Origin of the sequence: Trujillonella humicola (assembly GCF_046233715.1) — a bacterium.
Taxonomy (GTDB): Bacteria; Actinomycetota; Actinomycetes; order Mycobacteriales; family Geodermatophilaceae; genus Trujillonella; species Trujillonella humicola.
The window spans coordinates 23,063-44,213 of record NZ_JBJNRJ010000001.1; the positions used below are offsets into that span (position 1 = coordinate 23,063).

Annotated in this window: 23 protein-coding genes; 9 read left to right on the plus strand and 14 right to left on the minus strand. The window is 76.5% G+C overall.

Annotated elements, in window-relative coordinates:
* Positions 1–13: 13 nt before the first annotated feature.
* The gene (locus ACK586_RS00130; protein ID WP_409328429.1) at positions 14–1,060 is read right to left on the minus strand and encodes a 1-phosphofructokinase family hexose kinase; all 1,047 of its coding nucleotides are present in this window, start codon (positions 1,058–1,060) and stop codon (positions 14–16) included.
* Complete coding sequence (locus tag ACK586_RS00135; protein ID WP_409328430.1) at positions 1,057–1,824, minus strand: DeoR/GlpR family DNA-binding transcription regulator; 768 nt, start codon at positions 1,822–1,824, stop codon at positions 1,057–1,059. Before ACK586_RS00135 ends, ACK586_RS00130 begins: the two co-directional genes overlap by 4 nt.
* 171 nt (positions 1,825–1,995) lie before the next feature.
* Here ACK586_RS00135 and ACK586_RS00140 point away from each other — a divergent pair, with 171 nt between their 5' ends.
* From ACK586_RS00140 to ACK586_RS00155, 4 genes are all read left to right on the plus strand, one after another.
* A complete protein-coding gene (locus tag ACK586_RS00140) occupies positions 1,996–3,681 on the plus strand; it encodes a phosphoenolpyruvate--protein phosphotransferase (protein ID WP_409328431.1) in 1,686 nt (561 codons plus the stop codon).
* Between the two features lie 131 nt (positions 3,682–3,812).
* Positions 3,813–3,944, plus strand: coding sequence for a hypothetical protein (locus ACK586_RS00145; protein ID WP_409328432.1), 132 nt, complete (start codon positions 3,813–3,815; stop codon positions 3,942–3,944).
* A gap of 110 nt (positions 3,945–4,054) precedes the next feature.
* Positions 4,055–6,157: a diguanylate cyclase domain-containing protein gene (locus tag ACK586_RS00150; protein ID WP_409328433.1), complete on the plus strand. Its 2,103-nt coding sequence runs from the start codon at positions 4,055–4,057 to the stop codon at positions 6,155–6,157.
* A gap of 106 nt (positions 6,158–6,263) precedes the next feature.
* On the plus strand, positions 6,264–7,724 hold the full coding sequence (locus tag ACK586_RS00155; RefSeq protein ID WP_409328434.1) for a diguanylate cyclase domain-containing protein: 1,461 nt from the start codon (positions 6,264–6,266) through the stop codon (positions 7,722–7,724).
* Positions 7,725–7,730: 6 nt separating this feature from the next.
* On the opposite strand, the gene ACK586_RS00160 is transcribed toward ACK586_RS00155, so the two are convergent.
* Both ACK586_RS00160 and ACK586_RS00165 read right to left on the minus strand, forming a co-directional pair.
* Positions 7,731–8,573: a tyrosine-protein phosphatase gene (locus tag ACK586_RS00160; RefSeq protein ID WP_409328435.1), complete on the minus strand. Its 843-nt coding sequence runs from the start codon at positions 8,571–8,573 to the stop codon at positions 7,731–7,733.
* Entirely contained in the window at positions 8,570–9,514 is a 945-nt protein-coding gene (locus tag ACK586_RS00165; protein ID WP_409328436.1) for a 3-methyladenine DNA glycosylase, read from the minus strand. The genes ACK586_RS00160 and ACK586_RS00165 overlap by 4 nt, the downstream gene beginning before the upstream one ends.
* 196 nt (positions 9,515–9,710) lie before the next feature.
* On the opposite strand from ACK586_RS00165, the gene ACK586_RS00170 reads away from it, so the two are divergent.
* From ACK586_RS00170 to ACK586_RS00185, 4 genes are read left to right on the plus strand one after another with little or no spacing between them, the layout of a single operon-like run.
* The gene (locus ACK586_RS00170) at positions 9,711–10,670 is read left to right on the plus strand and encodes an ABC transporter ATP-binding protein (protein WP_409328437.1); all 960 of its coding nucleotides are present in this window, start codon (positions 9,711–9,713) and stop codon (positions 10,668–10,670) included.
* Between the two features lie 27 nt (positions 10,671–10,697).
* A complete protein-coding gene (locus tag ACK586_RS00175; RefSeq protein WP_409328438.1) occupies positions 10,698–11,495 on the plus strand; it encodes an ABC transporter permease in 798 nt (265 codons plus the stop codon).
* Entirely contained in the window at positions 11,492–12,742 is a 1,251-nt protein-coding gene (locus ACK586_RS00180) for a sensor histidine kinase (protein WP_409328439.1), read from the plus strand. The genes ACK586_RS00175 and ACK586_RS00180 overlap by 4 nt, the downstream gene beginning before the upstream one ends.
* The gene (locus ACK586_RS00185) at positions 12,739–13,344 is read left to right on the plus strand and encodes a response regulator (RefSeq protein ID WP_409328440.1); all 606 of its coding nucleotides are present in this window, start codon (positions 12,739–12,741) and stop codon (positions 13,342–13,344) included. Before ACK586_RS00180 ends, ACK586_RS00185 begins: the two co-directional genes overlap by 4 nt.
* On the opposite strand, the gene ACK586_RS00190 is transcribed toward ACK586_RS00185, so the two are convergent.
* Positions 13,341–13,526 carry a hypothetical protein gene (locus ACK586_RS00190; RefSeq protein ID WP_409328441.1) on the minus strand — a complete coding sequence of 62 codons (186 nt, stop codon included), beginning with the start codon at positions 13,524–13,526 and terminating at the stop codon, positions 13,341–13,343. The two genes, ACK586_RS00185 and ACK586_RS00190, sit on opposite strands and share 4 nt — an antisense overlap.
* 181 nt (positions 13,527–13,707) lie before the next feature.
* Positions 13,708–15,552 carry an acyl-CoA dehydrogenase gene (locus tag ACK586_RS00195; RefSeq protein WP_409328442.1) on the minus strand — a complete coding sequence of 615 codons (1,845 nt, stop codon included), beginning with the start codon at positions 15,550–15,552 and terminating at the stop codon, positions 13,708–13,710.
* Between the two features lie 203 nt (positions 15,553–15,755).
* On the opposite strand from ACK586_RS00195, the gene ACK586_RS00200 reads away from it, so the two are divergent.
* Complete coding sequence (locus ACK586_RS00200; RefSeq protein ID WP_409328443.1) at positions 15,756–16,130, plus strand: hypothetical protein; 375 nt, start codon at positions 15,756–15,758, stop codon at positions 16,128–16,130.
* A gap of 21 nt (positions 16,131–16,151) precedes the next feature.
* Here ACK586_RS00200 and ACK586_RS00205 read toward each other — a convergent pair whose 3' ends face one another.
* From ACK586_RS00205 to ACK586_RS00240, 8 genes are all read right to left on the minus strand, one after another.
* A complete protein-coding gene (locus ACK586_RS00205) occupies positions 16,152–16,565 on the minus strand; it encodes a LapA family protein (RefSeq protein WP_409328651.1) in 414 nt (137 codons plus the stop codon).
* A gap of 60 nt (positions 16,566–16,625) precedes the next feature.
* Positions 16,626–16,796, minus strand: coding sequence for a hypothetical protein (locus ACK586_RS00210; RefSeq protein WP_409328444.1), 171 nt, complete (start codon positions 16,794–16,796; stop codon positions 16,626–16,628).
* An 89-nt stretch (positions 16,797–16,885) separates the two neighbouring features.
* A complete protein-coding gene (locus ACK586_RS00215) occupies positions 16,886–17,311 on the minus strand; it encodes a hypothetical protein (RefSeq protein ID WP_409328445.1) in 426 nt (141 codons plus the stop codon).
* Between the two features lie 66 nt (positions 17,312–17,377).
* Complete coding sequence (locus ACK586_RS00220; RefSeq protein WP_409328446.1) at positions 17,378–18,019, minus strand: TetR/AcrR family transcriptional regulator; 642 nt, start codon at positions 18,017–18,019, stop codon at positions 17,378–17,380.
* A gap of 185 nt (positions 18,020–18,204) precedes the next feature.
* Positions 18,205–18,345, minus strand: a complete 141-nt coding sequence (locus ACK586_RS00225) for a hypothetical protein (RefSeq protein ID WP_409328447.1) — start codon at positions 18,343–18,345, stop codon at positions 18,205–18,207.
* Between the two features lie 79 nt (positions 18,346–18,424).
* Entirely contained in the window at positions 18,425–19,348 is a 924-nt protein-coding gene (locus ACK586_RS00230; protein ID WP_409328448.1) for a metal ABC transporter permease, read from the minus strand.
* Entirely contained in the window at positions 19,345–20,163 is an 819-nt protein-coding gene (locus tag ACK586_RS00235; protein ID WP_409328449.1) for a metal ABC transporter ATP-binding protein, read from the minus strand. The genes ACK586_RS00230 and ACK586_RS00235 overlap by 4 nt, the downstream gene beginning before the upstream one ends.
* Positions 20,160–21,083 (minus strand): metal ABC transporter solute-binding protein, Zn/Mn family, encoded by a 924-nt coding sequence (locus tag ACK586_RS00240; protein ID WP_409328450.1) that lies wholly within the window; start codon positions 21,081–21,083, stop codon positions 20,160–20,162. The genes ACK586_RS00235 and ACK586_RS00240 overlap by 4 nt, the downstream gene beginning before the upstream one ends.
* Positions 21,084–21,151: the final 68 nt, after the last annotated feature.

Consider the following 21,151-nt stretch of genomic DNA (forward strand, 5'->3'; position numbering starts at 1 on the left):
CTCGACAGGTGCGTCAGGGGACGTCGGACCCGGCGGGCGCGACGGGGGAGGAGAACTGCCGCCCGCTGAGCGGGGCGGTCTCGACGGAGGCGGCCACGCGGTCGACCTCCGCCGGCGTCGGGACGGCGGAGCCGGGCAGGCCGGCCGCGGCCGCGCCGGAGGCGACCGCGCGGCGCAGCCGCTCCACCGGTGGTGCTCCGGCCAGGTCGGCCAACAGGTGCCCGGCCAGACTGCAGTCCCCGGCACCGACCGTGCTGCGCACGGCGATCCGCGGCGGGCGGGCGGTGAAGCGGCCGCCCGCCGCGGTCGACAGGAGGGCGCCGTCGGCGCCCAGGGTGAGGAGCACCTCGCCGACGCCTCCGGCGTGCAGGCCGTCGACCGCGGCGAGCAGCGCGGCCGGGTCCGCGGTGAGCGCGGACTCGCTGGTGCCGGCGGCCTGGGCCAGCTCCTCGGCGTTGGGCTTGAGCAGGTCCGGTGCTGCCGCCGGTCCGGCGGACAGCAACGCGATCAGCGGCGCCTCGGAGGTGTCCACGGCGATCCGGGCGCCGGTCGGGCGCAGCGCCACGACGAGCTCGGCGTACCAGTCCGCCGGCGTCCCCGGGGGCAGCGAGCCGGCCAGCACCACCCAGGCCGCGCCGTCGGCGGCGCGCAGCAGGGCGTCGGTCAGCGCGCTGCGCGTGGCGGCGTCGAGCGGGGCGCCGGGCTCGTTGAGCTTGGTGGTGGTGCCGTCGGGCTCGGTGAGGCTGTAGTTGGTGCGGACGGGGACCGGGACGTCGACGGTGGCCATCGGCAGCCCGAGCCGGCGCAGCGCGGCCACGATCGGGTCGTCCAGCGCCGCGGGCAGGACGGTGACGACCTGGCCGCCGGCGGCAGCCAGGGCGCGGGCGACGTTGACGCCCTTGCCGCCCGGCTCGGTGGAGCTCGGGCCCAGCCGGGCGACCGCGCCGCGGTCGAGCGCGCCGGGGAGGGCGAGGGTCCGGTCCATGCTCGGGTTGGCCGTCAGGGTGACGACGCGGCGCCCGGTGCTGCGGCCGCCTGCCGGGTCCGCGAGCTCGCTCACGCGACCACGACCTCGACGCCGGCGTCCTCCAGAGCGGCGACGTGCTGGGGGTCGGCCCCGGCGTCGGTCACCAGCACGTCGACCTCGTCGGCCCGGGCGAAGCGCACCAGGTGCTCGCGGCCGAGCTTGCTGCTGTCGGCCAGGACGACCACCCGGTGCGCGGAGCGCGCCATCGCCCGCTTGACCGAGGCCTCGGCCTCGTCGGGGGTGGTGCAGCCGTGCGCCGCGGTGACGCCGTTCGCGCCGAGGAAGGCCACGTCCAGCCGCAGCTCGCCCAGCGCGCGCACCGGCGTCTCGCCGACCGAGGTCTGGGTGATCCCGCGGACCCGCCCGCCCAGGACGTGCAGCGTCAGCCCGGCCGCGGTGGACAGCCGCGCGGCGATGGGCACGGAGTTGGTGGCGACGAACAGCCGGCGGTCGGGCGGCAGCAGCTCGCTGAGCGCCGCCGTGGTGCTGCCGCCGTCCAGCAGCAGGCTGCCGTCGGTGTCGGGGAGGAGGTCGAGCGCGGCGGTGGCGATCTTGCGCTTCTGCTCCAGCCGGGTCGCGGTCCGCTCGCCGAGCGCGGTCTCGGCGAGGGTCAGCGCCCCGGCCGGCACGGCGCCGCCGTGCACCCGCCGCAGGGCTCCGGCGCGCTCGAGGACGGCGAGGTCCCGCCGGATGGTCTCCGTGGTGACGCCGAAGTCCTCGGCGAGCGCGGTCACCGCGATGCGACCGCGGTCGGCCACGAGGCCGGCGATCGCCTGCTGGCGCTCTTCCGCGTACACGCGGACCCCCTTCGCGCTGTGCCCGAGTAGTTGGTTTCATGTCTGTGTTGGTGTTGTTCTACGTTGGTTACGTTGACAAGTCAACACCGATTCGTGAGGCTGGTCACCGGCACGGGTCGACGCCGTCCCGTCTCGCGTCCCGTCCGCCCCGCCATCCCGAGTGAGGTACCGATGTCCGCTCCCGCCACCACGACCACCGTCCTCACCGGCACCCCGGTCGTCCCCGGCGCCGCGTGGGGGCCCGTCGTACGGCCCTCCGGGGCGGTACGCCTGCCCGAGGGGCCGGCCGACGCGGTCGCCGAGGGCGCACGCGCGGCCGAGAAGGAGCGGTTCGCGGCGGCCGCCGGCCGGGTCGCCGACCGGCTGGCCGCCCGGGCGGGGGCCGCGACCGGCGCGAGCGCCGAGGTGCTGGCCGCGACCGCCGCTCTGGCCCGCGACCGTGGCCTGCTCGCCGCCGTCGAGCAGCGGATCGACGGGGGTGCGCCCGCGGCGGTGGCGACCGTCGACGCCGCGCAGCAGTTCGTCGACCTGTTCGCCGGCCTCGGCGGACTCATGGCCGAGCGGGTGACCGACGTGCGCGACGTCCGGGACCGGATCGTCGCCGAGCTCACCGGCCAGGGGGAGCCCGGCGTGCCGGCTCCCGAGGTCCCCTCCGTGCTGCTCGCCGAGGACCTCGCCCCGGCCGACACCGCGGGTCTGGACCCGACCCGCATCATCGGGCTGGCCACGTCGCAGGGCGGGGCCACCAGCCACACGGCGATCATCGCCCGGCAGCTCGGGCTGCCCTGCGTGGTCGCCGTCGCGGGGCTGGACGACGTGCCGGCCGGCGCGACGGTGCTGCTGGACGGGGAGCACGGCACCGTGACGGTGGGTCCGGACGAGGGCGCGGCGCGCGCCCGGGTCGCCGAGGCGGAGGAGATCGCGGCCGCGCTGGCCGCCTACCGGGGACCGGCGGCCACCCGGGACGGATGCGAGGTGAAGCTGCTCGCCAACGTGCAGGACGGCGCGGGCGCGCGCCTGGCCATGGACGCGGCGGCGGAGGGCGTCGGGCTGCTGCGCACGGAGCTGGCGTTCCTGGGCCGGGCGGAGGAGCCCTCGCCGGAGGAACAGGCCGACGGCTACGCCGCGGTCCTCGCCGCGTGCGCCGGCCGCCGCGTCGTCGTCCGGACGCTGGACGCCGGCTCCGACAAGCCGCTGGCCTTCGCCACCCCGCCCGCCGAGGCCAACCCGGCGCTCGGCGTCCGCGGGCTGCGGGTGGCCCGCCGCGACCCCGGGCTGCTCGAGCGCCAGCTCGACGCGATCGCGGAGGCCGCCCGGCGCACCGGCGAGGTCCCCTGGGTGATGGCCCCCATGGTGGCCACCGAGGCGGAGGCGGCCGACTTCGCCGGCCGCGTGCGCGCCCGCGGCCTCGTTCCCGGGGTGATGGTGGAGGTGCCCTCGGCCGCCCTGCTCGCCGACCGGCTGCTGCGGCACGTCGACTTCCTGTCGCTGGGCACCAACGACCTGTCGCAGTACACCCTCGCGGCCGACCGCCTCTCCGGAGAGCTCGCCGACCTCACCGACCCGTGGCAGCCGGCGCTGCTCACCCTCGTCCGGCACACCGCCGAGGCCGGCGTCCGCGCGGCCAAGCCGGTCGGGGTGTGCGGCGAGGCGGCGGCCGACCCTCTGCTGGCCTGCGTGCTCGTCGGCCTGGGCGTGACGTCGCTGTCGTGCGCGGCGTCGTCCGTGGCCGGTGTCGGCGCCCGTCTGGCGACGGTGACCCACGACGCCTGCCGCCGCGCCGCGGAGGCCGCGCTCGCCGCCGCCGACCCGGCGGCGGCGCGGGCCGCGGCGCGCGCGGCGCTGGTGACGGACTGATGGCACATCTCCCTCGGCGGGGTGACGTTCTTAAGCTTCGTCCGTGACTCACCGACGATCCTGAGGAATAGACCGGCGTTCGCCTGCTATACTACGGATGTCACCGCACCGACGACCTCCGGAGAGCAGCAATGAGCACCGTGTCCACCTGGCGTCAGCGTCGGCAGGCCTCGCGCACCCGCCGGGCCCTGGAGCGTGCGCTGTTCCGTGCCCCCAGCCCCGCGCTGCGCGACGAGCTGCTGACCATCGCCAACGGCCGCTGAGCCGTCCGCCCGGCGGCCCTGCACCCCACCGGGGTGCAGGGCCGCTGTCGTAGCGGGCTCCTCCCCCCGAGGGGGTGGCCGGGGTGCGGCCGAGACGCCATCGTGCCGATATGCCCCCCGTGGACAAGCAGGAGCGCCCTGACCCGGGTCCCGGGGAGGAGCCGCGGGAGACGTCCGGGGCCACGACGGCCCTGGTCCTCGCGTACGTGCGGGAGCACGGCGGCGACGCCGCCGTCGACGCGGTGCTCCGTCGTGCCGGGATCGCGCTGAGCGCCGAGGAGCTCTCGCGGCCCTCGCGGTGGACGAGCTACGACACGCGGATCCGGCTGTTCACGGCCGCCACGGAGGTCCTCGGCGACCCGGAGACGATGTTCCGGGTCGGGGCGGAGTCGCTGAGCGGCGGCATGAGCCCCGCCGTCGTCCTGCTCGTGCGCGCGCTCGGCTCCCCGCAGCAGGTCTACCGAAAGCTGCCGCGGGCGGTCGGCAACTTCAGCACGACCTCGACCATGCGGATCGTCGCCTGCGGCCCGACCCACGCCACCGTGAGCTTCCGGCTGCACGACGGTTTCCGGCACTCCCGGCTGGACTGCGACTACGCGCGCGGCCTGATCGGCATGGTCCCCACCATCTTCGGCCTGCGGCCGGCCACGGTCGTGCACGAGGAGTGCGAGTCCGACGGGCACCCGGCCTGCGTCTACCACCTGACCTGGGACCGGCGACCCCGCTGGTGGCACCGGCGCGCGCGGGGCGGGCAGGACGCGGAGCTGGCCGCCCTGCGCGAGCAGCTGCGGGCACTGCAGTCGACCGCGGCGGACCTCGTCGCCGCCGACGACCTCGAGGCGGTGCTCCACCGGATCGTGGAACGGGCCGCGGCCGCGGTCCTCGCGCCGGGCTACCTGCTCGCCGTCGCCTCGCCGCAGGGGGGCCCGCCCCTGGTGCACGCGTCCGGCGTCCCGGCCGAGCAGGTCCCCCTGCTCGCCCGCCGGCTGCTCGCCGGTGACGACCTCGGCGCCGGTGCAGTCTCGGTGGAGGTGCGCTCCCCCCGCCGCCACCACGGCCGCCTGGCGGCCCTGAACCGGCCGGGCGACGGCGCTCTCGGCGCGGAACGCGACATGCTGGCCGCCTACGCGGGCCACGCCGCGGCCGCGCTGGACCTGGTCATGGCGCTCGACGAGGCCCGCCTGGAGGCCCGCCGCGCCGAGGCGCTGCTCGGGCTCGCGCACCGGCTGTCGGCGGCGCCGGATGCGGAGGCCGTGTGCCGGGAGGTGGCCTCGGCCCTGCCGGGCGTCGTCGGCTCCACCAGCGCCTCGGTGCTGCTGTGGGACCCCGCCGCCGGCGCGCTGCGCACGGCCGCGTCCGAAGGGCTGGCGCTGGAGGCGACCCAGGTGCTGGCGCGGGCCGTCCTCACGGCCGAGGAGATCCCCGAACTGGTCGGGATGCTCACCGACCGGGAACCGCGCTTCCTGACCGTCGGGGCCAGCAGCCCCGTGCTCGACGAGCTGCTCGCGCGCCTGGGGGTCGCCCAGGTCGTCGCCGTCCCCCTGCTGGCCGGGACCACGCTGCTCGGGGTGGCCACCGCCTCGTGGGCGGCGGGCGCACCGGTACCGAGCCGTGACGGGGACGTCCTCGCCCGCCTGCGCGGCGTCGGCGACCAGGGCGCGACCGCGCTGCAGAAGGCCCGGCTGCTCGAGACCGTCCGCCACCAGGCGACCCACGACACGCTCACCGGCCTGCCCGGCCGCGGGCTGCTCCTCGAGCGGCTGGAGCGCGCGCTGGCGACGAACCCGGCGGACCGGCACGTGGCGGTCCTCTTCTGCGACCTCGACGGGTTCAAGCAGGTCAACGACACGCTCGGGCACGCCGCGGGCGACGAGCTCCTCCGGCAGGTGTCCGCGCGGCTGCGCGGCGCGATCCGGCCGGGCGACGTGGTGGGTCGGCTCAGCGGCGACGAGTTCGCCGTCGTCCTGCCCCGTCTGTCCGCGCCCGAGGACGCCGCGCAGGTGGTCGAGCGCATCCACGCCGGCTTCGCCGAGCCGTTCCGGCTGGGGAACCGGCGGGTCGGCGTCGGCACCAGCGTGGGCGTCGGTGTCCACTCCGGCGAGCACGGCGCGGCCGACGAGGTCCTGGGTGCCGCGGACGCCGACATGTACCGGCACAAGCGGCTCCGGCGGAGCGAGGGCCCCGTGCCCGCCGGCGGCCCCCCGGCGCGCTGACCGGACCCGGCCGCTCCGGGGTGGACGTCGTGCCCGTTCCGCCTCGCCCCCCTCGCACGGGTCGGTCGCGCTCAACCGGGATGACCACCGTGCCGATGCGATGCAGGTGAGGACCTCTGACCGGGGCGGGCCGCTGCGCCGCCGGCACCGCGCGACCCCGCCGCCCGACGGGCGGGACGGCCGGGAGCCCGGGCGCCTGGCCGCGCTCGAGGCCGCGGCCGGCGGCCTCGCCTCCGGCGCCGAGCCCGCCGATGCCCTGACCGACCTCCTGACCCATGCCGGCCGGGCCCTGCCCGGTGCCGGGGTGCTCCTCGCTGTGACCGCCGCGGACGGCGAGGGCGTGCTGTCGCGTGCCGCCGGTGTCCCGGCGGAGCAGGTGGCCGGCCTCGCCGCGGTGCTCGTCGCCGGTACCGCGCCGGCACCCGGCGCCGTCGTGGTCGACGTGGTCTCCGGCCGCCGCTGGCACGGGCGCCTGGCCGCCCTGCCCGCGGCGGGCGACGCCCCGGCCGCGGGCACCGCCGGCGACACCGCTGCCGTGCTGCGCGCCTACGCCGGGCTGGCCGCCGCCGTTCTCGAACGGGGGGCTGCCCTGGAGCAGGCCCGCGCCGAGGCGGCCCGCGCCGCCGCCCTCACGGCCCTGGGCCCGGCCGTGGCGGCCGCCCCCGACGCCGCGGCCGTGTGCGCCGAGGCGGCCGCCGCGCTGCCCGGTGTCGTCGGCTGCGACCGGACGACGCTGCTGCTGTGGGAGACCGGGGCCGGTCGGCTGCGGGCCGTGGCCGGCAGCGGATCGGCCGATCCCCTGCCGCTCGAGCTGCACGCCGAGGAGACCCCCGAGCTGGTGGGCATGCTCACCGACCGCGCGCCCCGGGTGCTGCGCTGGGAGTCGTGCAGCCCGGCCGTCCGCGACCTGCTGGGCGCCGGCGGGGTCACCGACGCGCTCGCCGTGCCGCTCGTCGCGGGCGGAGTCTTCCTCGGCGTCGTCGCCGCCAGCTGGCCGGCCGGCCGCACGCCCGCCGGGTTGGAGGGCGAGCCGCTCGACCGGCTCCGCGCCGCGGCCTCGACGATCGCGGTGGCGGTGGACCGCGCCCGGCTCGCCGAGACCCTGCGCCACCAGGCCACCCACGACGCGCTCACGGGCCTGCCCAACCGCGGGTTGCTGCGCGAGCGGCTGGAGACCGCCCTGGCCGCGGTGCGGGCCGACCAGTCCGTCGGCGTCCTCTGCTGCGACCTCGACGGCTTCGCCGCCGTGAACGGTGAGCACGGCGCCCAGGCCGGCGACGAGCTGCTCCGCCAGGTGGCCGCCCGGCTGCGCGCCGCCGTCCGCCCGGCGGACACCGTGGCGCGGCTCGGTGCCGACGAGTTCGCCGTCCTACTGCCCGGACTGGGAGGCCCCGCGGACGCCGAGGCCGTGCTGACCCGCGTGCGGGCGTGCTTCACCGAGCCGTTCCGGCTGGCCCGGCGGCCGGTGCAGGTGGGCACCACCGTGGGCGTGGCCGTGCACTCCGGCGAGTGGGGGGTGGCCGACGACCTCCTGGCCGCCGCCCTGGCCGACCGCCGCGGGGGCTGAGCGCCCTCAGCCGCGCAGCCGCGCCTGCAGGGCGGCCTGCTCCGCCGGCCCGAAGCCGTGCGCCGCCAGCCAGCCGGCGGGGCCGCCGTGCCGCTCGTCGAGCAGGGAGAGCACGCGCTGCATCGTCTCCGCCCGCGGCGTGTGGACGGCGACGTCGCGGCGAGCCAGGTCCTCGGCGTAGGTCGGGGAGGTGGCGAGCTTGGCCACCAGCGCGTCGATGATCTCCGCCGTCAGCGCGTAGTCGGCGACGATCTCCTCCTGCGGAACGCCGGCGACGGCGAGGGCGAAGGCGACGATGACGCCGGTGCGGTCCTTGCCCGCGGCGCAGTGCACCACCGAGGCGCCGTCCGCGGCGGCCAGCGCGCGCAGCGCCCCCGTCACGTTCTCCGGCCGGTGCTCCAGGTAGCCCAGGTAGGACCGCACGGCCGGCGGCTCGCCCTCGTCCTGCTCGGCCACCTGCCGGGGCAGCAGCGACTCGGCCCAGCCGCCGGGCAGCTCGGGGACCTCGGTCTCCTCCACCGCGAACACGTCGGTGTGGTGGCCCCGCTCGGGCAGCAGGCTGAAGTGGCGGTGGACGACCCCCGGCACCGACCGCAGCGGCCCGCGGCCCTCCAGCAGGACCTCGGCGGTGCTGCGCAGGTCGATCACCTCGCGCAGGCCGAGGCCGGACACCAGCCGGTGGACGTCGGCGTCGGTCAGGGTCTGCAGGTTGTCGCTGCGCAGCACGCGCCCGGGGAGCGTCGTCCCGCCGTCGACGGTGGGCAGGCCGCCCAGGTCGCGGGTGTTGGTCGTCCCGTCCAGGGTCAGCCAGCGGTCGGTGCGCACGGAGTCCATCGGGCGAGAGGTCACGCACCGACGGTACGGCGAGCCGGGGACGGCGCGGCGACGGGCGGGCGTCCAGCGAGCAGCCGGTCGCAGACCTCGAGGAGCCGCCCGCGCAGGACGGCACCGCGGTCGGCCAGGGCGCGCTGCCGGCGGGCGTACTCGGCGCGCCCCTCCGGCGTCTCGACGGCGACGGCCGGCTCCCCGTGGGCGCGCAGGTCGTAGGGCGAGGCCTGCATGTCCAGCAGCCGGACGTCGGCGGCCAGCGCGAAGCAGTCCAGCGCCAGCTCGCCCGGGACCGCGGGTCCCAGCTTGAGCGACCACTTGTGCAGGTCCATCCCGGCGTGCAGGCAGCCCGGCTGCTCGAGGTCGACCTGCGTGGCGCGGGTCGGCTGCAGCGCGGCGCGGTCGGCGGCCTCGGGGGTGAAGAAGCGGAACGCGTCGTAGTGCGTGCACCGCAGCGCCGAGGCCTCGACGACGGCGTCGGTGCCCGCCCGCCCCAGCCGCAGCGGCAGCGCGTGGCGCCGCTCGTCGGCGCGGTACACCATCGCCCACTCGTGCAGGCCGAAGCAGCCGGTGAAGGGGGCCCGGCTCGCGGTCGCGGCCAGCAGGCGCGCGACGAAGCGGACCGTGCCGTCGCGGTCGGCCAGGTAGGCGGCCGGGTCCAGGGCGACCACGCCGTCGGCGTCCGTGCGGTACCAGCGGGTGCCGGCCTGCGGGGCGGGCGTCCCGTCATCGGGGAGCAGCGCCACGCCCGCACCGGGGTGCCAGCGGCGCAGCAGCGCCGGGCGGGTGTCGTAGTAGGTGAAGAGGAAGTCCTCGATCGGGTGGGTCTCGCCGCGGGGCCGCCGGGCGCGGTGCCCGGCGGTCAGCGCATCGGCCCGCTCGGCGTGCGCCGCGGCTCGCCGCGCCCACTCGGCCGGCGGGAGCCGGGTCCCCCCGGCGAGGGGACGGGCGGCGCTCGGCACGGCACCCAGGGTAGGTCGCCCTCGCGACGGGCCCGTCCGGCGGGCGCACCCGTGACACGTGTCAGGGGTGCGCCCGTGCAGGTGGGCGGCCGGGTCGTGAGCGCCGGCACCTGTGCCCGGGCCCGCCCGGCGGCAGCCTGGAGGTGTCCCCGAGCACCCCGCCGCGCCGCGGCCGGGCCCCGCCCCAGGAGGTCCCATGCACCCGTCCCCCGTCCCCCCGGCCACGGACGGCGGCCCGCCGGCCGTCGAGGTCGTCGACCTGGAGCGCCGCTACGGGGCCTTTCCCGCGGTCCGCGGCATCTCCTTCGAGGTCCGGCCCGGAGAGGTCTTCGCCCTCCTCGGCGTCAACGGGGCCGGCAAGACCTCCGCGCTGGAGGTCGTCGAGGGGCTCGCCCGTCCGAGCGCGGGCCGCGTCCGGGTGCTGGGGCGCGACCCGCTCACCGAGCGGGCCGCCGTCCGGCCGTCCCTGGGCGTGCTCCTGCAGGCCGGCGGGCTGCCCGGCGACCTGACGGTGGCCGAGACCGTCCGGTTCTGGGCCGGGACGCTGACCTCTCCGCGGCCCGTGGCGGAGGCCCTGTCCCAGGTCGGTCTGACCGGACGGGCCGACGTCGCGGTGCGCAGCCTCTCCGGTGGAGAGCGCCGGCGCCTGGACCTCTCCCTCGCCCTGCTGGGCCGGCCACGGGTCGTCGTCCTCGACGAGCCCAGCACCGGCCTGGACCCGGAGAGCCGCCGCGCGGTGTGGGAGCTGGTCCGCCGGCACGTGGCGGAGGGTGCCGCCGTCGTCCTCACCACGCACCACCTGGAGGAGGCCGAGGAGCTGGCCGACCGCATCGCCGTGATGCGCGCGGGCCGGATCGTGCTCAGCGGCACCGCCGGCGAGATCGCCGCCACCCAGCCGGCGACGATCCGGTTCGAGCTCCCCCCGGGCGCGCCCGCGCTCCCGTCGCTGCCCGGCGTGCGGCCGGTGCGCGCGGCACCGCGGGTCGAGCTGCACACCCCGGCCCTCCAGCCCGCACTCACCCGGCTGCTGGCCTGGGCCGAGCGCGAGCGTGTGCCCCTGACGGGCCTGCAGGCCCGCTCGGCGACCCTCGAGCAGGCCTTCCTCGCCGTCGCCGACGCCCCCGAGGACTCCCCGTACCCGGCGCGCGCCGCCTGACCGCACCGACTCCGGAGGACCGCCCCCATGGCTCCCACCCGCACCCCTTCCCGCACCCGCCGCGTCCGCGTGCTGGCCGGCGCCGAGACCCGGCTGCTGGTGCGCAACCGCACCGCGCTGGTGAACTCCGTCCTGCTGCCGCTGCTGCTCGTGGCGGCGGTGCCCGCTCTGGGCCTGGGCGGGGACGAGGTTGCCGCCGGCCCGCAGCTGCTCGTGGCCGCCGTCGGCGTCACGCTCGTCTTCCTCACCTACTACAACCTCGTCACGACCTTCGTGGCCCGCCGCGAGGAGCTGGTGCTCCAGCGGATGCGGACCGGCGAGCTCTCCGAGGCCGAGGTCCTGCTCGGCACGGCCGCGCCGACCCTGCTGGTCACGCTGGGGCAGGTAGCCCTCGTGACGGCCGGCGTCGCCGTCATCGGCGAGTGGGCCGCGCCGGTCGACGTCGTGCTGCCGCTGGTCGCGCTGGTCGGCGGGGCCGCCCTCATGGTGCTGCTCGCGCTGGCCAGCACGGCGTTCACGCGCAGTCCGGAGAGCGCCCAGATCACCACGCTGCCGCTGGTGGTGGCGACGACGGCGCTGTCGGGCCTGCTCTACCCGCTGTCGGTCCTGCCCGGCCAGCTGGCCGACGTCGCCCGCCTCCTCCCGCTCACGCCGGTGGTCGAGCTGACCACGCTGGGCCTGACCGGCCGGACCGCGGACGGCGACGTCGTCGACCTCGCCGGTGCCTGGGCCGCCGCACCGCTGCCCCTGGCCGTGCTGGCGGCCTGGCTGCTCGCCGGCGCCGTCGTCGTGCCGCGGGTGTTCCGCTGGGCACCCCGCCGGTGACCGCGGGATCCGCCACCGGTGGCCGGTACGGCAGCATCCTCGCCGTGCCGACCGTCACGCGGTGGTGGGAGAGCCGCACCGCGCCCCAGCGCCTGGACCTGTACACCCGGTGGTCCTTCTACGGCTGGCTCGGCCTCACCCCGGCGCTGGCGCTGCTCGCCCTGGCGCCGGTCGCCGCGGAGGCCGGCCCGGCGCTGGTCGCCGCCCACGTGGCCGGCTGCGCCGCGGTCGGCGGGCTGGGGATCGCGCTGGCCCGGGCCGGGCTGTCCGCTCCCCGCCAGGCGCCGGCTGCGCCGACGGCGCTGCTCGGCTCCCTGGGGCTCGTCGCGCTGGGCACGGCGGGGGTCGGTCTCGCCGCCGCGCACGGGTCCTCCTCGCCCGAGGCGGTGGTGTGGGCGGTCGGGCTGCCGCTCGCGATGGTGCCGGCCGCGGCCGCCCCCCTCTGGTCCTCCCGGGTCCTCGCCGGCGCAGCCGCGGCGGCCGGCGCGTTCGTCGGCCTGGCCGCCGCGGCCGTGGGCAGGCCCGCCGCCGGTGCGGTCGCGCAGGGGGTCACGGTGGCGCTGGCCGTCGGCGGGCTGGCGGTGGCCTTCCGCTTCTCGGTGTGGGTGCTCGACGTCGTCGTCGAGACCGAGCGCAACCGCGGCGTGCAGCTGCAGCTCGCCGTCGCCGAGGAACGGCTGCGGTTCGCCCGCGACCTGCACGACGTCATGGGCCGCAACCTCTCGGCGATCGCGGTGAAGAGCCAGCTCGCCGGCGAGCTGGTGCGGCGGCAGCGGCCCGAGGCGGCCGACGAGGTCGCCGACATCAGCCGGATCGCCGAGCAGTCGCTGCGCGAGGTGCGCGAGGTGGTGCGCGGTTATCGCACCGCCGACCTGACCGGCGAGCTCGCCGGTGCCCGCTCCGTGCTGCGCGCGGCAGGGGTCAGCTGCACCGTGACCGGCGAGGAGCACGGGGGCGCCCTGCCGGAGGACGTGCAGGCAGCGCTGGGCTGGGTGGTCCGGGAGGCGGTCACGAACGTGCTGCGCCACAGCCGCGCCGGCACGTGCACGGTCACCCTCGCCGCCGGCGACCGCTCGGCGACGCTGACGGTCGTCAACGACGGGGCCGGGCCGGGCGAGCCGCGGTGGGGCAGCGGGCTCACCGGTCTGGCCGAGCGCCTGGCCGCCGCCTCCGGGCGGCTGACGGCGGGTCGCGACGGCGGGCGGTTCGTGCTCGCCGCGACGGTGCCGGTGGAGGGAGTCGCGTGATCCGGGTGCTGCTGGCCGACGACGAGAACCTCATCCGGTCGGCGCTGGCCGCGCTGCTGGCCCTGGAGGACGACGTCGAGGTGGTGGCCCAGGCCGCGTCGGGCGCCGAGGCGCTGGCCATGGCCCGGGCGCACGCGCCCGACGTCGCGGTCCTGGACCTGCAGATGCCCGACCGGGACGGGATCTCCGTGGCCGCCGAGCTGGCCGGGCTGCTGCCCGGCTGCGCCTGCGTCATCGTGACCGGCCACGGGCGCGCCGGGCACCTGAAGCGGGCGCTGGAGGCCGGGGTGCGCGGCTTCCTGCCCAAGACCGTGCAGTCGTCGGTGCTGACCGACGTCGTCCGCACCGTCCACCGGGGCGGACGCTACGTCGACCCGGAACTGGCCGCCGAGGCGATCAGCGCCGGCGACAGCCCGCTCACGCCGCGGGAGGCCGACGTCCTGGAACTGGCCGCGACCGGCGCGCCGGTCGAGGAGATCGCCGCCCGCATCCACCTGTCCCCGGGGACGGTCCGCAACCACCTCTCCGCGGCCGCGGCGAAGCTGGGCGCGCCCAACCGGCACGCGGCCGTGGCGGCCGCCCAGCGGCACGGCTGGATCTAGCCGGCGTCGTTGCCGCCGCGGACGACGGAGTCGTCGCGCTGCGCGTCGTCGTCGGTGGTGAGGGTGGTGTCGAGCTCGCCGCGGTCGCTCGCGTCGTCCCCGGTCTGGCCGTCGACGAGGTTCTCGCGGCTGTCGGCGGTGTCCGGGGAGTCGCCGTAGCCGGTGCTCTGGGGGTCGCTCATCGGTCCGTTCTGCCTCCGGATCGTGGGTCGGTCACGCGAGCCTCCCGGGGGGCGGTCGCTGTCGGGAGACGCATGCCCGCCGTCCCGGAACCGGAAACGGCGACGGCCGCCTCCCCGGGCGGGGGAGGCGGCCGTGACCCCGTCCTCTCCGCCGCAGTGGCCACTTGGGCGGAGAGGAGGCTCAGAACGCGGCCTCGTCGACCTCCATGAGGGAGTTGTCGGTGGCCTCGACGATGGCCCGCTCACCGGCCAGGCGCGGCAGCACCTGCGTGGCGAAGAAGCGCGTGGCGGCGAGCTTGCCCTCGTAGAAGTGCCGGTCGCGCTCGCTGACCTCCCCGGACAGCGCGGCGAGGGCGACCTCGGACTGCCGGATCAGCAGCCACGCGGTGACCAGGTCACCGACGGCCAGCAGCAACCGGGAGGTGTTCTGGCCGATCTTGTAGACGTTGGCCATGTCGTCCTGGGCGGCGGTCAGGTGGCCGAACATGGCGGTGAGCATCGACTGCACCTCGCCCAGGGCGGTGGCCAGGTGCGCCCGCTCCTCCTTGAGGCGACCGTTGCCGGCCTCCGCGTCGATCGTGGCCTGGATCTGGGAGGCCAGCCAGGTGAGCGCGACGCCGCCGTCCTTGACGATCTTCCGGAAGAAGAAGTCCTGGCCCTGGATCGCCGTCGTCCCCTCGTAGAGGGTGTCGATCTTGCTGTCGCGGATGTACTGCTCGATCGGGTAGTCCTGCAGGTAGCCCGAGCCGCCCAGCGTCTGCAGCGACTCCTGGGTGAGCAGCTGGGTCGCCCGCTCCGAGCCGAAGCCCTTGACCACGGGCAGCAGCAGGTCGTTCACGCGGGCCGCGAGCTGCGCCTCCTCGCTCCCGGCCTGACCGGCGGCCTGGGCGTCCATCACCTGGTCGCGGAAGGTCGCCGCGTACAGGTACAGAGCGCGCATGCCCTCGGCGTAGGCCTTCTGGAGCATGAGCGAGCGCCGGACGTCGGGGTGGTGGGTGATCGGGACGCGCGGGGCGTCCTTGGCCGTGGCGGCCAGGTCGGCGCCCTGGATGCGGTTCTTCGCGTAGTCCAGCGCCACCTGGTAGCCGGCCGACAGGGTGGCGATGGCCTTGGTGCCGACGAACATCCGGGCGTACTCGATGATCCGGAACATCTGGGCGATGCCGTCGTGCACCTCGCCGACCAGCCAGCCCTTGGCCGGGACCGGTCCGTCGCCGAAGGTGACCTCGCAGGTCGTGGAGACCTTCAGGCCCATCTTCTTCTCGACGTTGGTGACGTGCACGCCGTTGCGCTCGCCGAGCTCGCCGGTCTCGACGTCGACGTGGAACTTGGGGACGACGAACAGCGACAGGCCCTTCGTGCCCGGCTTCGCCCCCTCGGGGCGGGCCAGCACCAGGTGGATGATGTTGTCGCTCAGGTCGTGCTCGGCCGAGGTGATGAACCGCTTCACGCCCTCGACGTGCCACGAGCCGTCGGGCTGCGGCACGGCCCGGGTGCGTCCGGCGCCGACGTCGGAGCCCGCGTCGGGCTCGGTGAGCACCATCGTGGCGCCCCACTGCCGGTCGATCATCAGCTCGGCGAGCTTCTTCTGCTCGGGGGTGCCCAGCTCCCACAGCACGGTGCCGAAGGTGGGGCCCGACCCGTACATGAACACGGCGGGGTTGGCGCCCAGGATCATCTCGAAGGCGGCCCAGCGCAGCGCGACGGGTGCGCCGAAGCCGCCGAGCTCCTCGGGCAGGTCGAGGCGGAACCACTCGCCCTCGGCGAGGGCCCGGACCGACTTCTTGAACCCCTCGGGCAGCACCACGGAGGAGGTCGCCGGGTCGAAGACCGGCGGGTTGCGGTCGGCCTCGGTGAAGGACTCCGCGATCGGCCCCTCGGCCAGCCGGCGGATCTCGGCGAGCACGCCGCGCGCGGTCTCGGCGTCCATCTGGGCGAACGGCCCGGTGCCGAACCGGTCCTTGGTGTCCAGGAACTCGAACAGGTTGAACTCGAGGTCCCGCAGGTTCGCGGTGTAGTGGCTCATGCGCGTGTGGCTCCCGTGCTCCGTGCCGTGTCCGACGAGTTGCTACCCGTCGGTAACAAACACTATTACTCGTCGGTAACAACGGCAAGCGCACGGCGGTCCGACACGCTGGGGAGGGGAGGACCTGACCCCATCGGAGGAGCCGCGGGTCACGGGGACCGCAGCGTGCCCGTCGGCCCCGCCGCCGCCGTTACGGTGCGGGCGTGATCGCCGTCGCCGCCCTCGGGGTCGTGGTGCTGGGCTGCCTCGCCGTGTTCCAGGCCGCCCTCGTCGCCGGAGCACCGTGGGGCCGGTTCGCGTGGGGCGGGCAGCACGTCGTGCTCTCGGCGGCGCTGCGCGTGGGGAGCGCCGTCTCGATCGTGGTGTACGGGGCCGTCGCGCTCGTGCTGCTCGAGGCCGCCGCGGCCTCCGACGTCCTGCCCGACGGCCTGGTGGACGTCGCGCTGTGGGTCCTGACCGGCTACTTCGCCCTCGGTGTCGTGATGAACGCCGCGTCGCGCAGCAGGCCCGAACGCCTGGTGATGACGCCGCTCGCCGCCGTCCTCACCGGGGTGTGCCTCGTCCTCGCTCTCGGCTGATCGGCGCGTGCCGCCGCGACGTCAGCGGTTGCGGCGGCGGGCCCGCAGGACGGCGCCGGCCAGCGCCGAGACCAGCGCCCCCAGGACGGCGGCGATGAGCAGCGCGAGCACGAGGGGCGCGTTGACGTCGGCGAAGACCAGGCTGATGTCGACGCTCTGGGTGTTGAAGACGACGAACAGCACCAGCACCACGGTGACGAACACGAGCAGGGCCAGCGCGAGGGTCCGGCCGATCGTCCGGCCGGTGTGGCGCCGCGGGGTGGCCGGGCCGCCGGTCGCGCCACGGGGAGGCCCCGCAGGACCGTGACCGGCCGTTCCACCGGCCGTCCCGCCCGCCAGGCCACCGCCGGGTGCGGTCCCGCCCGGCGCGGCAGGCCCCGGCGTGCCGGAGGCGCCGGGAGGTCCCGGGTAGGGGTCGGCGGGGGACGGGGGCATGGTCACGCCGGGAGTCTGCCCCTGGGAGGGAAGGTCAAACGGCCACGGGACCGTTCGTGATCAATTCGCGTCCGGCTCGGTGTCGGCAGGCGGCCAGGCGGGGCCGGCGATCCCGTCGGCGGGACCCTGCGTCTCGCCCAGCGACTCCCGGTCCTCGCCGGGCGCCTTGTCCGCACCCAGCGGCCGCGCCTCTCGCTCGGAACCGGCGCCGTCCGCATCGGGCATCGTCATGGTCCTGCGGTGCCCGGTCCGGACCACGCGGAAACGGCGGGGTCGTGAGCACCGGCCGACACGCCGGTGCAGCGGCACGGCCCGGTCCGTCAGTCGTCCAGCGCGGGCCCCGCCTCGTGCCTCGGGTGGCCGGCCGTGCGCTCGCGCTGCTTCATCCGCGCCTCGTAGACGTGCCGGTCGCCGCCGGAGAGCTCGGTGCGGGCACGCTCGTCGAAGCTCCGGAAGACCGACCAGTACGAGGCGTCGTAGTCCTCGACGATCTGGAACGTCCACCGGTCGGCGATGACGTTGCGGCCCACGAGGTCGCGGTCGAGGTCGTCGGCCAGCTGCGTGTGCCCGGCCTCGCGGAAGAGCTGCACGGCGTCCTGGAGGAGGAGGTCGGCCTTGCCGGAGTGCTGGTGGAAGCCGTAGAGCTGGCCCCGGGCCTGCTCGATGGTCTCGAGGGCCTCGGAGAGCTTGCCGAGGGCCTCCACCGTGGTGTCGTCGAGGTCCGGGCGGCTGCGGTCGTCGGTCACCCCTGCATCCTGCGGTCCGCACGGCGTCGCCGCTCGTCCGGACGGGGACACCCCCGGCGCAGCGCCTCAGGCCGTGGCGGTCGAGCCGACCGGGGCCGCGTCGATGAGCCGCTCGGCCAGCTGGCGCCCGTGCGCGGCCGGCCCGTCGGGACCCAGCAACCCGCCGGAGAGGTACATCCCGTCGATGACCAGGTGGATCTGGGCGGCCAGGTCCTCGCCCGCCCCGGGCAGGAGCTCGTCGGCCAGCCGCTCCAGCCGGGCGTGGAGCTGGAACTTGTAGTCCGCGGCCGCGTTGCGGGCCGGGTGCGTCGGGTCGTCGTACTCGCTGCTCACGTTGGTGAAGGGGCAGCCCCGGAAGCCGGCGCGGGTGACGTCGCGCTCGACGATGTCCACGACCGCGAGCAGGGCGGCGCGCGGGTCGCCGTCCAGCCGGGCCAGGTCGGCGTCGACGGCGCCGAGCACGGTGGCCGCCTTCCGGGCCAGGTAGGCGCCGACGAGCTCGTCCTTGCTCTTGAACAGCCGGTACACCGTCATCTTGCCCAGGCCGGTCTCGCGGACGAGCTCGTCCATGCCCACGCTGCGGGAGCTGCGGGAGGAGAAGAGCCGCTCCGCGGTGTCGAGCACGATGGCCTGCCGCTCCGCGCGACTGCGGCGGACGGGGCCCGCGACGTCGTCGGCGGGAGCGAGGGAGAGGGCGGCTGCGGTCACGTCCGGATCGTGCACCGGCTCGTGACGGAGCAGTTCGCGGCACGCCGGTCCCGGACCCAGGTTGGTTGCACTGGGTGACGAGAGGCGCCCGGGTGAGCCGGGGCGCCGGTGGTGCGTGAGCCGTCTGTGACGGCCGGCCTCCCGGCAGGGCCCGTCGCGAGCCTGTGAGCCGGGGGGGGCCCGCCTCAGGCCCGGCGCACCCGGCGGGGGTTGGCGAGCAGCTGCGACACCGGGCCGGCGGTCGACTGGTCCCCCCGGGCCTCGTCCACCAGTTGCTCGACGGCGTTCTCCGTGGTCACCCGGGCCTCGCGCTGCGTGTCCTCCATGGAGGACAGCCTCCCCTCCCGGCCCGCCGGGGAAACAGCCCCACGGGAGTGAGATGCAGCCGAACCCCTGAGATGTGCCTCACAGCGCCGCTGCGCGGCTCGCAGTCGGCACGACGTCGGAGGTGTGCCCGCCGCCGCCGTGCCCGCCGCCGCCCGAGGCGGTGCGACCGCGCCGGCGGGTGGCGGTGAGCACGGTGGCCCAGGTCAGCACCGAGACCGTCACGACGAAGAAGCTCGGCGGCAGGTTGAACATGGCCGCGAGGACCAGGCCCGTCCACACCGACAGCAGCGCGATCGCGACGGAGATCGCCGCCACCCGTCCCGGCCGGGCGGTCAGCCGCAGCGCGGTCGCGGCCGGGGTCACGACCAGGCCGAACAGCAGCAGGGTGCCCACCACCTGGACCGCCATGGTGATGGTGAGGGCGAGCAGGACGACGAACGCCACCCCCAGCGCGCGCACCGGCACCCCCCGCGCCTCGGCGACGGCCGGGTCGACCGAGGCGAACACCAGCGGCCGGGCGACGAGGGCGAGGACGACCACGACCGCGGCGGTGAACAGGGCGAACACGACCAGTTCGTCGTCGGAGACCGCCAGCAGGTTGCCGAAGAGCACCGACGTGGTGGTGCTGGCGTTGGCGCTGGCCAGCGATCCGAACAGGACCCCCAGCCCGGTGGCGAAGGCCAGGACCGTGCCGGTGGCGATCTCCCGCTCGGCCACGCGCCGCCCGAGCAGGCCGATGAGCAGCCCCCCGCCCAGGCAGAACACGGCGAGGCCGAGCGTGACCGGGGCGCCGACGAGGATGGCACCGGTCGCGCCGGGGAAGCCGATGTGGGCCAGGGCGTGCGCGGCGAAGGCGTTGCTCCGGGTGACGACGAAGTAGCCGAGCAGGCCGGCGGCGATCGCCACCAGCGAGCCGCCGAGCAGGGCGTTGCGCATGAAGCCGGTCTGGAGGACGTCCCACCAGTTCGACTGGAACTGCACGGAGGCGGCGAGCGCGCTCATGACGGGTCCGGGCCGGTGGCGCGGGTGAACAGGTCGCCCTGCGCCGTCCGCACGACCCGCACCGTCGTCCCGTAGAGGTGGGTGAGCAGGTCCTCCTGGACCACGTCCCCGATCGGGTCGTGGTGCGGGTGGCCGTCGAGCAGGTAGACGGCGTCGGTGAGGACCGGCAGCAGCGGGTTCAGGTCGTGGGCCACCACCATGATCGTCACCGACCGCTCGCGGCGCAGCTCGCCGAGCAGCGTGACGATCTCCTGCTGGTTGCGCAGGTCGAGGTTGGCCAGCGGCTCGTCGAGCAGCAGCAGCTCCGCGTCGTCCACGATCGCCTGGGCGATGGCCACGCGCTGCTGCTGGCCGCCGGACAGCTCCGACATCCGCCGGTCGGCGTACCCGAGCGCCCCGACGCGGCGCAGCGCCTCCTCCACGCGGGCCCGGTCGGCGGCGGTCGTGCGGCGCAGGCCGAAGCGGTGGCCGGTCAGGCCGAGCGTCACCAGGTCCCGGCAGCGGATCGCGTCACCGAGGGCGGCGGTGTAGTTCTGCGGCACGTAGCCGATCCGCCGGTCGCCCCGCCGCGGGGCGGCGCCGAGCACCTCCACCCGGCCGGCGGCGACCGGGAGCAGCCCGAGCGCCACCTGGAAGAGCGTCGTCTTGCCCGCACCGTTGGGGCCGATGACCCCGACCACCGCCCCGGCGGGGACGGCGAGGGTGCCCTGTGACCAGACGGTCCGGCCGCCGCGGACGACGCTGACGCCGTCCAGGACGAGGGCCGGGGGCCGCGTCGTCCCGCCGGGCGTGGTCGTCGCGAGGCCCGCGGTCACACCGAGTCCTCGAGGGCGTCGGAGAGTCGCTCCAGCTGGTCCACCTGCCACTCGACGAACGAACCGTCGTCGTCCGGCGGGGATTCCGTGACCTCGACGACGGGGACGCCCGCCCGCTCGGCCGCGGTCCGCAGCCGATCGGGCAGCCCGACGACGGTCTGCGTGTTGTGGACGAGGACGTCGACCCGCCCGGCGACCAGTGCGGCCTCGAACTCGGCCACGTCGCCCGGGGCCGGCTCGCCGCTGCCCTGGACGCCGGACCGGTAGCCCTCGGGGGTGGCGTCGGTGAGCCCGACGGCCCGGGCTGTGCGGTCGAGGACCGGCTCGGTCGCCGCGTACGAGCGGCCGGCCGAGACCTCGCGCAACCGGGCCAGCGCCTCGACGTAGGGCTGCAGCTCGGTGGTGAACCGCTGGCGCTGCTGCTGCAGGTAGGGCGCGGCGTCGGCGGAGAGCTCGCTGAGTGCCTGCGTCACCGCGTCGGCGACGCGCGGGAGCAGCTCGGGCTCGTACCACAGGTGCGGGTCGTCGCCGGGCCGTGCGCCGGCCACCTCGGCGACGTCGACGACGACCGGCCGCGGCGAGACGCCGGCCGCGGCGTCGGCCGCCCAGGTGTCGTACCCGAGGCCGTTGTAGACGACGAGGTCGGCGTCGGCGAAGGCCGCGACGTCCCCCTCGGTCGCCTCGTACCCGTGCGGGTCGCCCGCGCCCTGCCCCAGCACGGTCGTGACCGTGGTGCAGTCGCCGCCGAGCTGGTCCACCACCGAACCCCACGGCGCGACCGAGACGACGACGTCGAGGACCTCCCCGGGGCAGTTCGCGGGATCCCCCGCGTCGGTGACCGGTCCGGCGTCCCCGTCCGAGCAGCCGGCCAGGGCCAGGCCGGTGAGGACCGCCAGGACGGCGGCCGGGGTGCGACGCACGGAGCTCCTCGGCATGGGAATCGTTATCGGTCCTCCAGTATGGCGCATGCCCGGACGTCCGCCGTCAG

Bases quoted from the DNA above. Each gene is read 5' to 3' on its own strand.
- ACK586_RS00175 (WP_409328438.1), top strand. From the start codon at position 10,698: ATGGCTCCCACCCGCACCCCTTCCCGCACCCGCCGCGTCCGCGTGCTG.
- ACK586_RS00150 (WP_409328433.1), top strand. From the start codon at position 4,055: ATGCCCCCCGTGGACAAGCAGGAGCGCCCTGACCCGGGTCCCGGGGAG.
- ACK586_RS00170 (WP_409328437.1), top strand. From the start codon at position 9,711: ATGCACCCGTCCCCCGTCCCCCCGGCCACGGACGGCGGCCCGCCGGCC.
- ACK586_RS00195 (WP_409328442.1), bottom strand. From the start codon at position 15,552: ATGAGCCACTACACCGCGAACCTGCGGGACCTCGAGTTCAACCTGTTC.
- ACK586_RS00210 (WP_409328444.1), bottom strand. From the start codon at position 16,796: ATGACGATGCCCGATGCGGACGGCGCCGGTTCCGAGCGAGAGGCGCGG.
- ACK586_RS00230 (WP_409328448.1), bottom strand. From the start codon at position 19,348: ATGAGCGCGCTCGCCGCCTCCGTGCAGTTCCAGTCGAACTGGTGGGAC.
- ACK586_RS00140 (WP_409328431.1), top strand. From the start codon at position 1,996: ATGTCCGCTCCCGCCACCACGACCACCGTCCTCACCGGCACCCCGGTC.
- ACK586_RS00145 (WP_409328432.1), top strand. From the start codon at position 3,813: ATGAGCACCGTGTCCACCTGGCGTCAGCGTCGGCAGGCCTCGCGCACC.
- ACK586_RS00205 (WP_409328651.1), bottom strand. From the start codon at position 16,565: ATGCCCCCGTCCCCCGCCGACCCCTACCCGGGACCTCCCGGCGCCTCC.
- ACK586_RS00190 (WP_409328441.1), bottom strand. From the start codon at position 13,526: ATGAGCGACCCCCAGAGCACCGGCTACGGCGACTCCCCGGACACCGCC.
- ACK586_RS00225 (WP_409328447.1), bottom strand. From the start codon at position 18,345: ATGGAGGACACGCAGCGCGAGGCCCGGGTGACCACGGAGAACGCCGTC.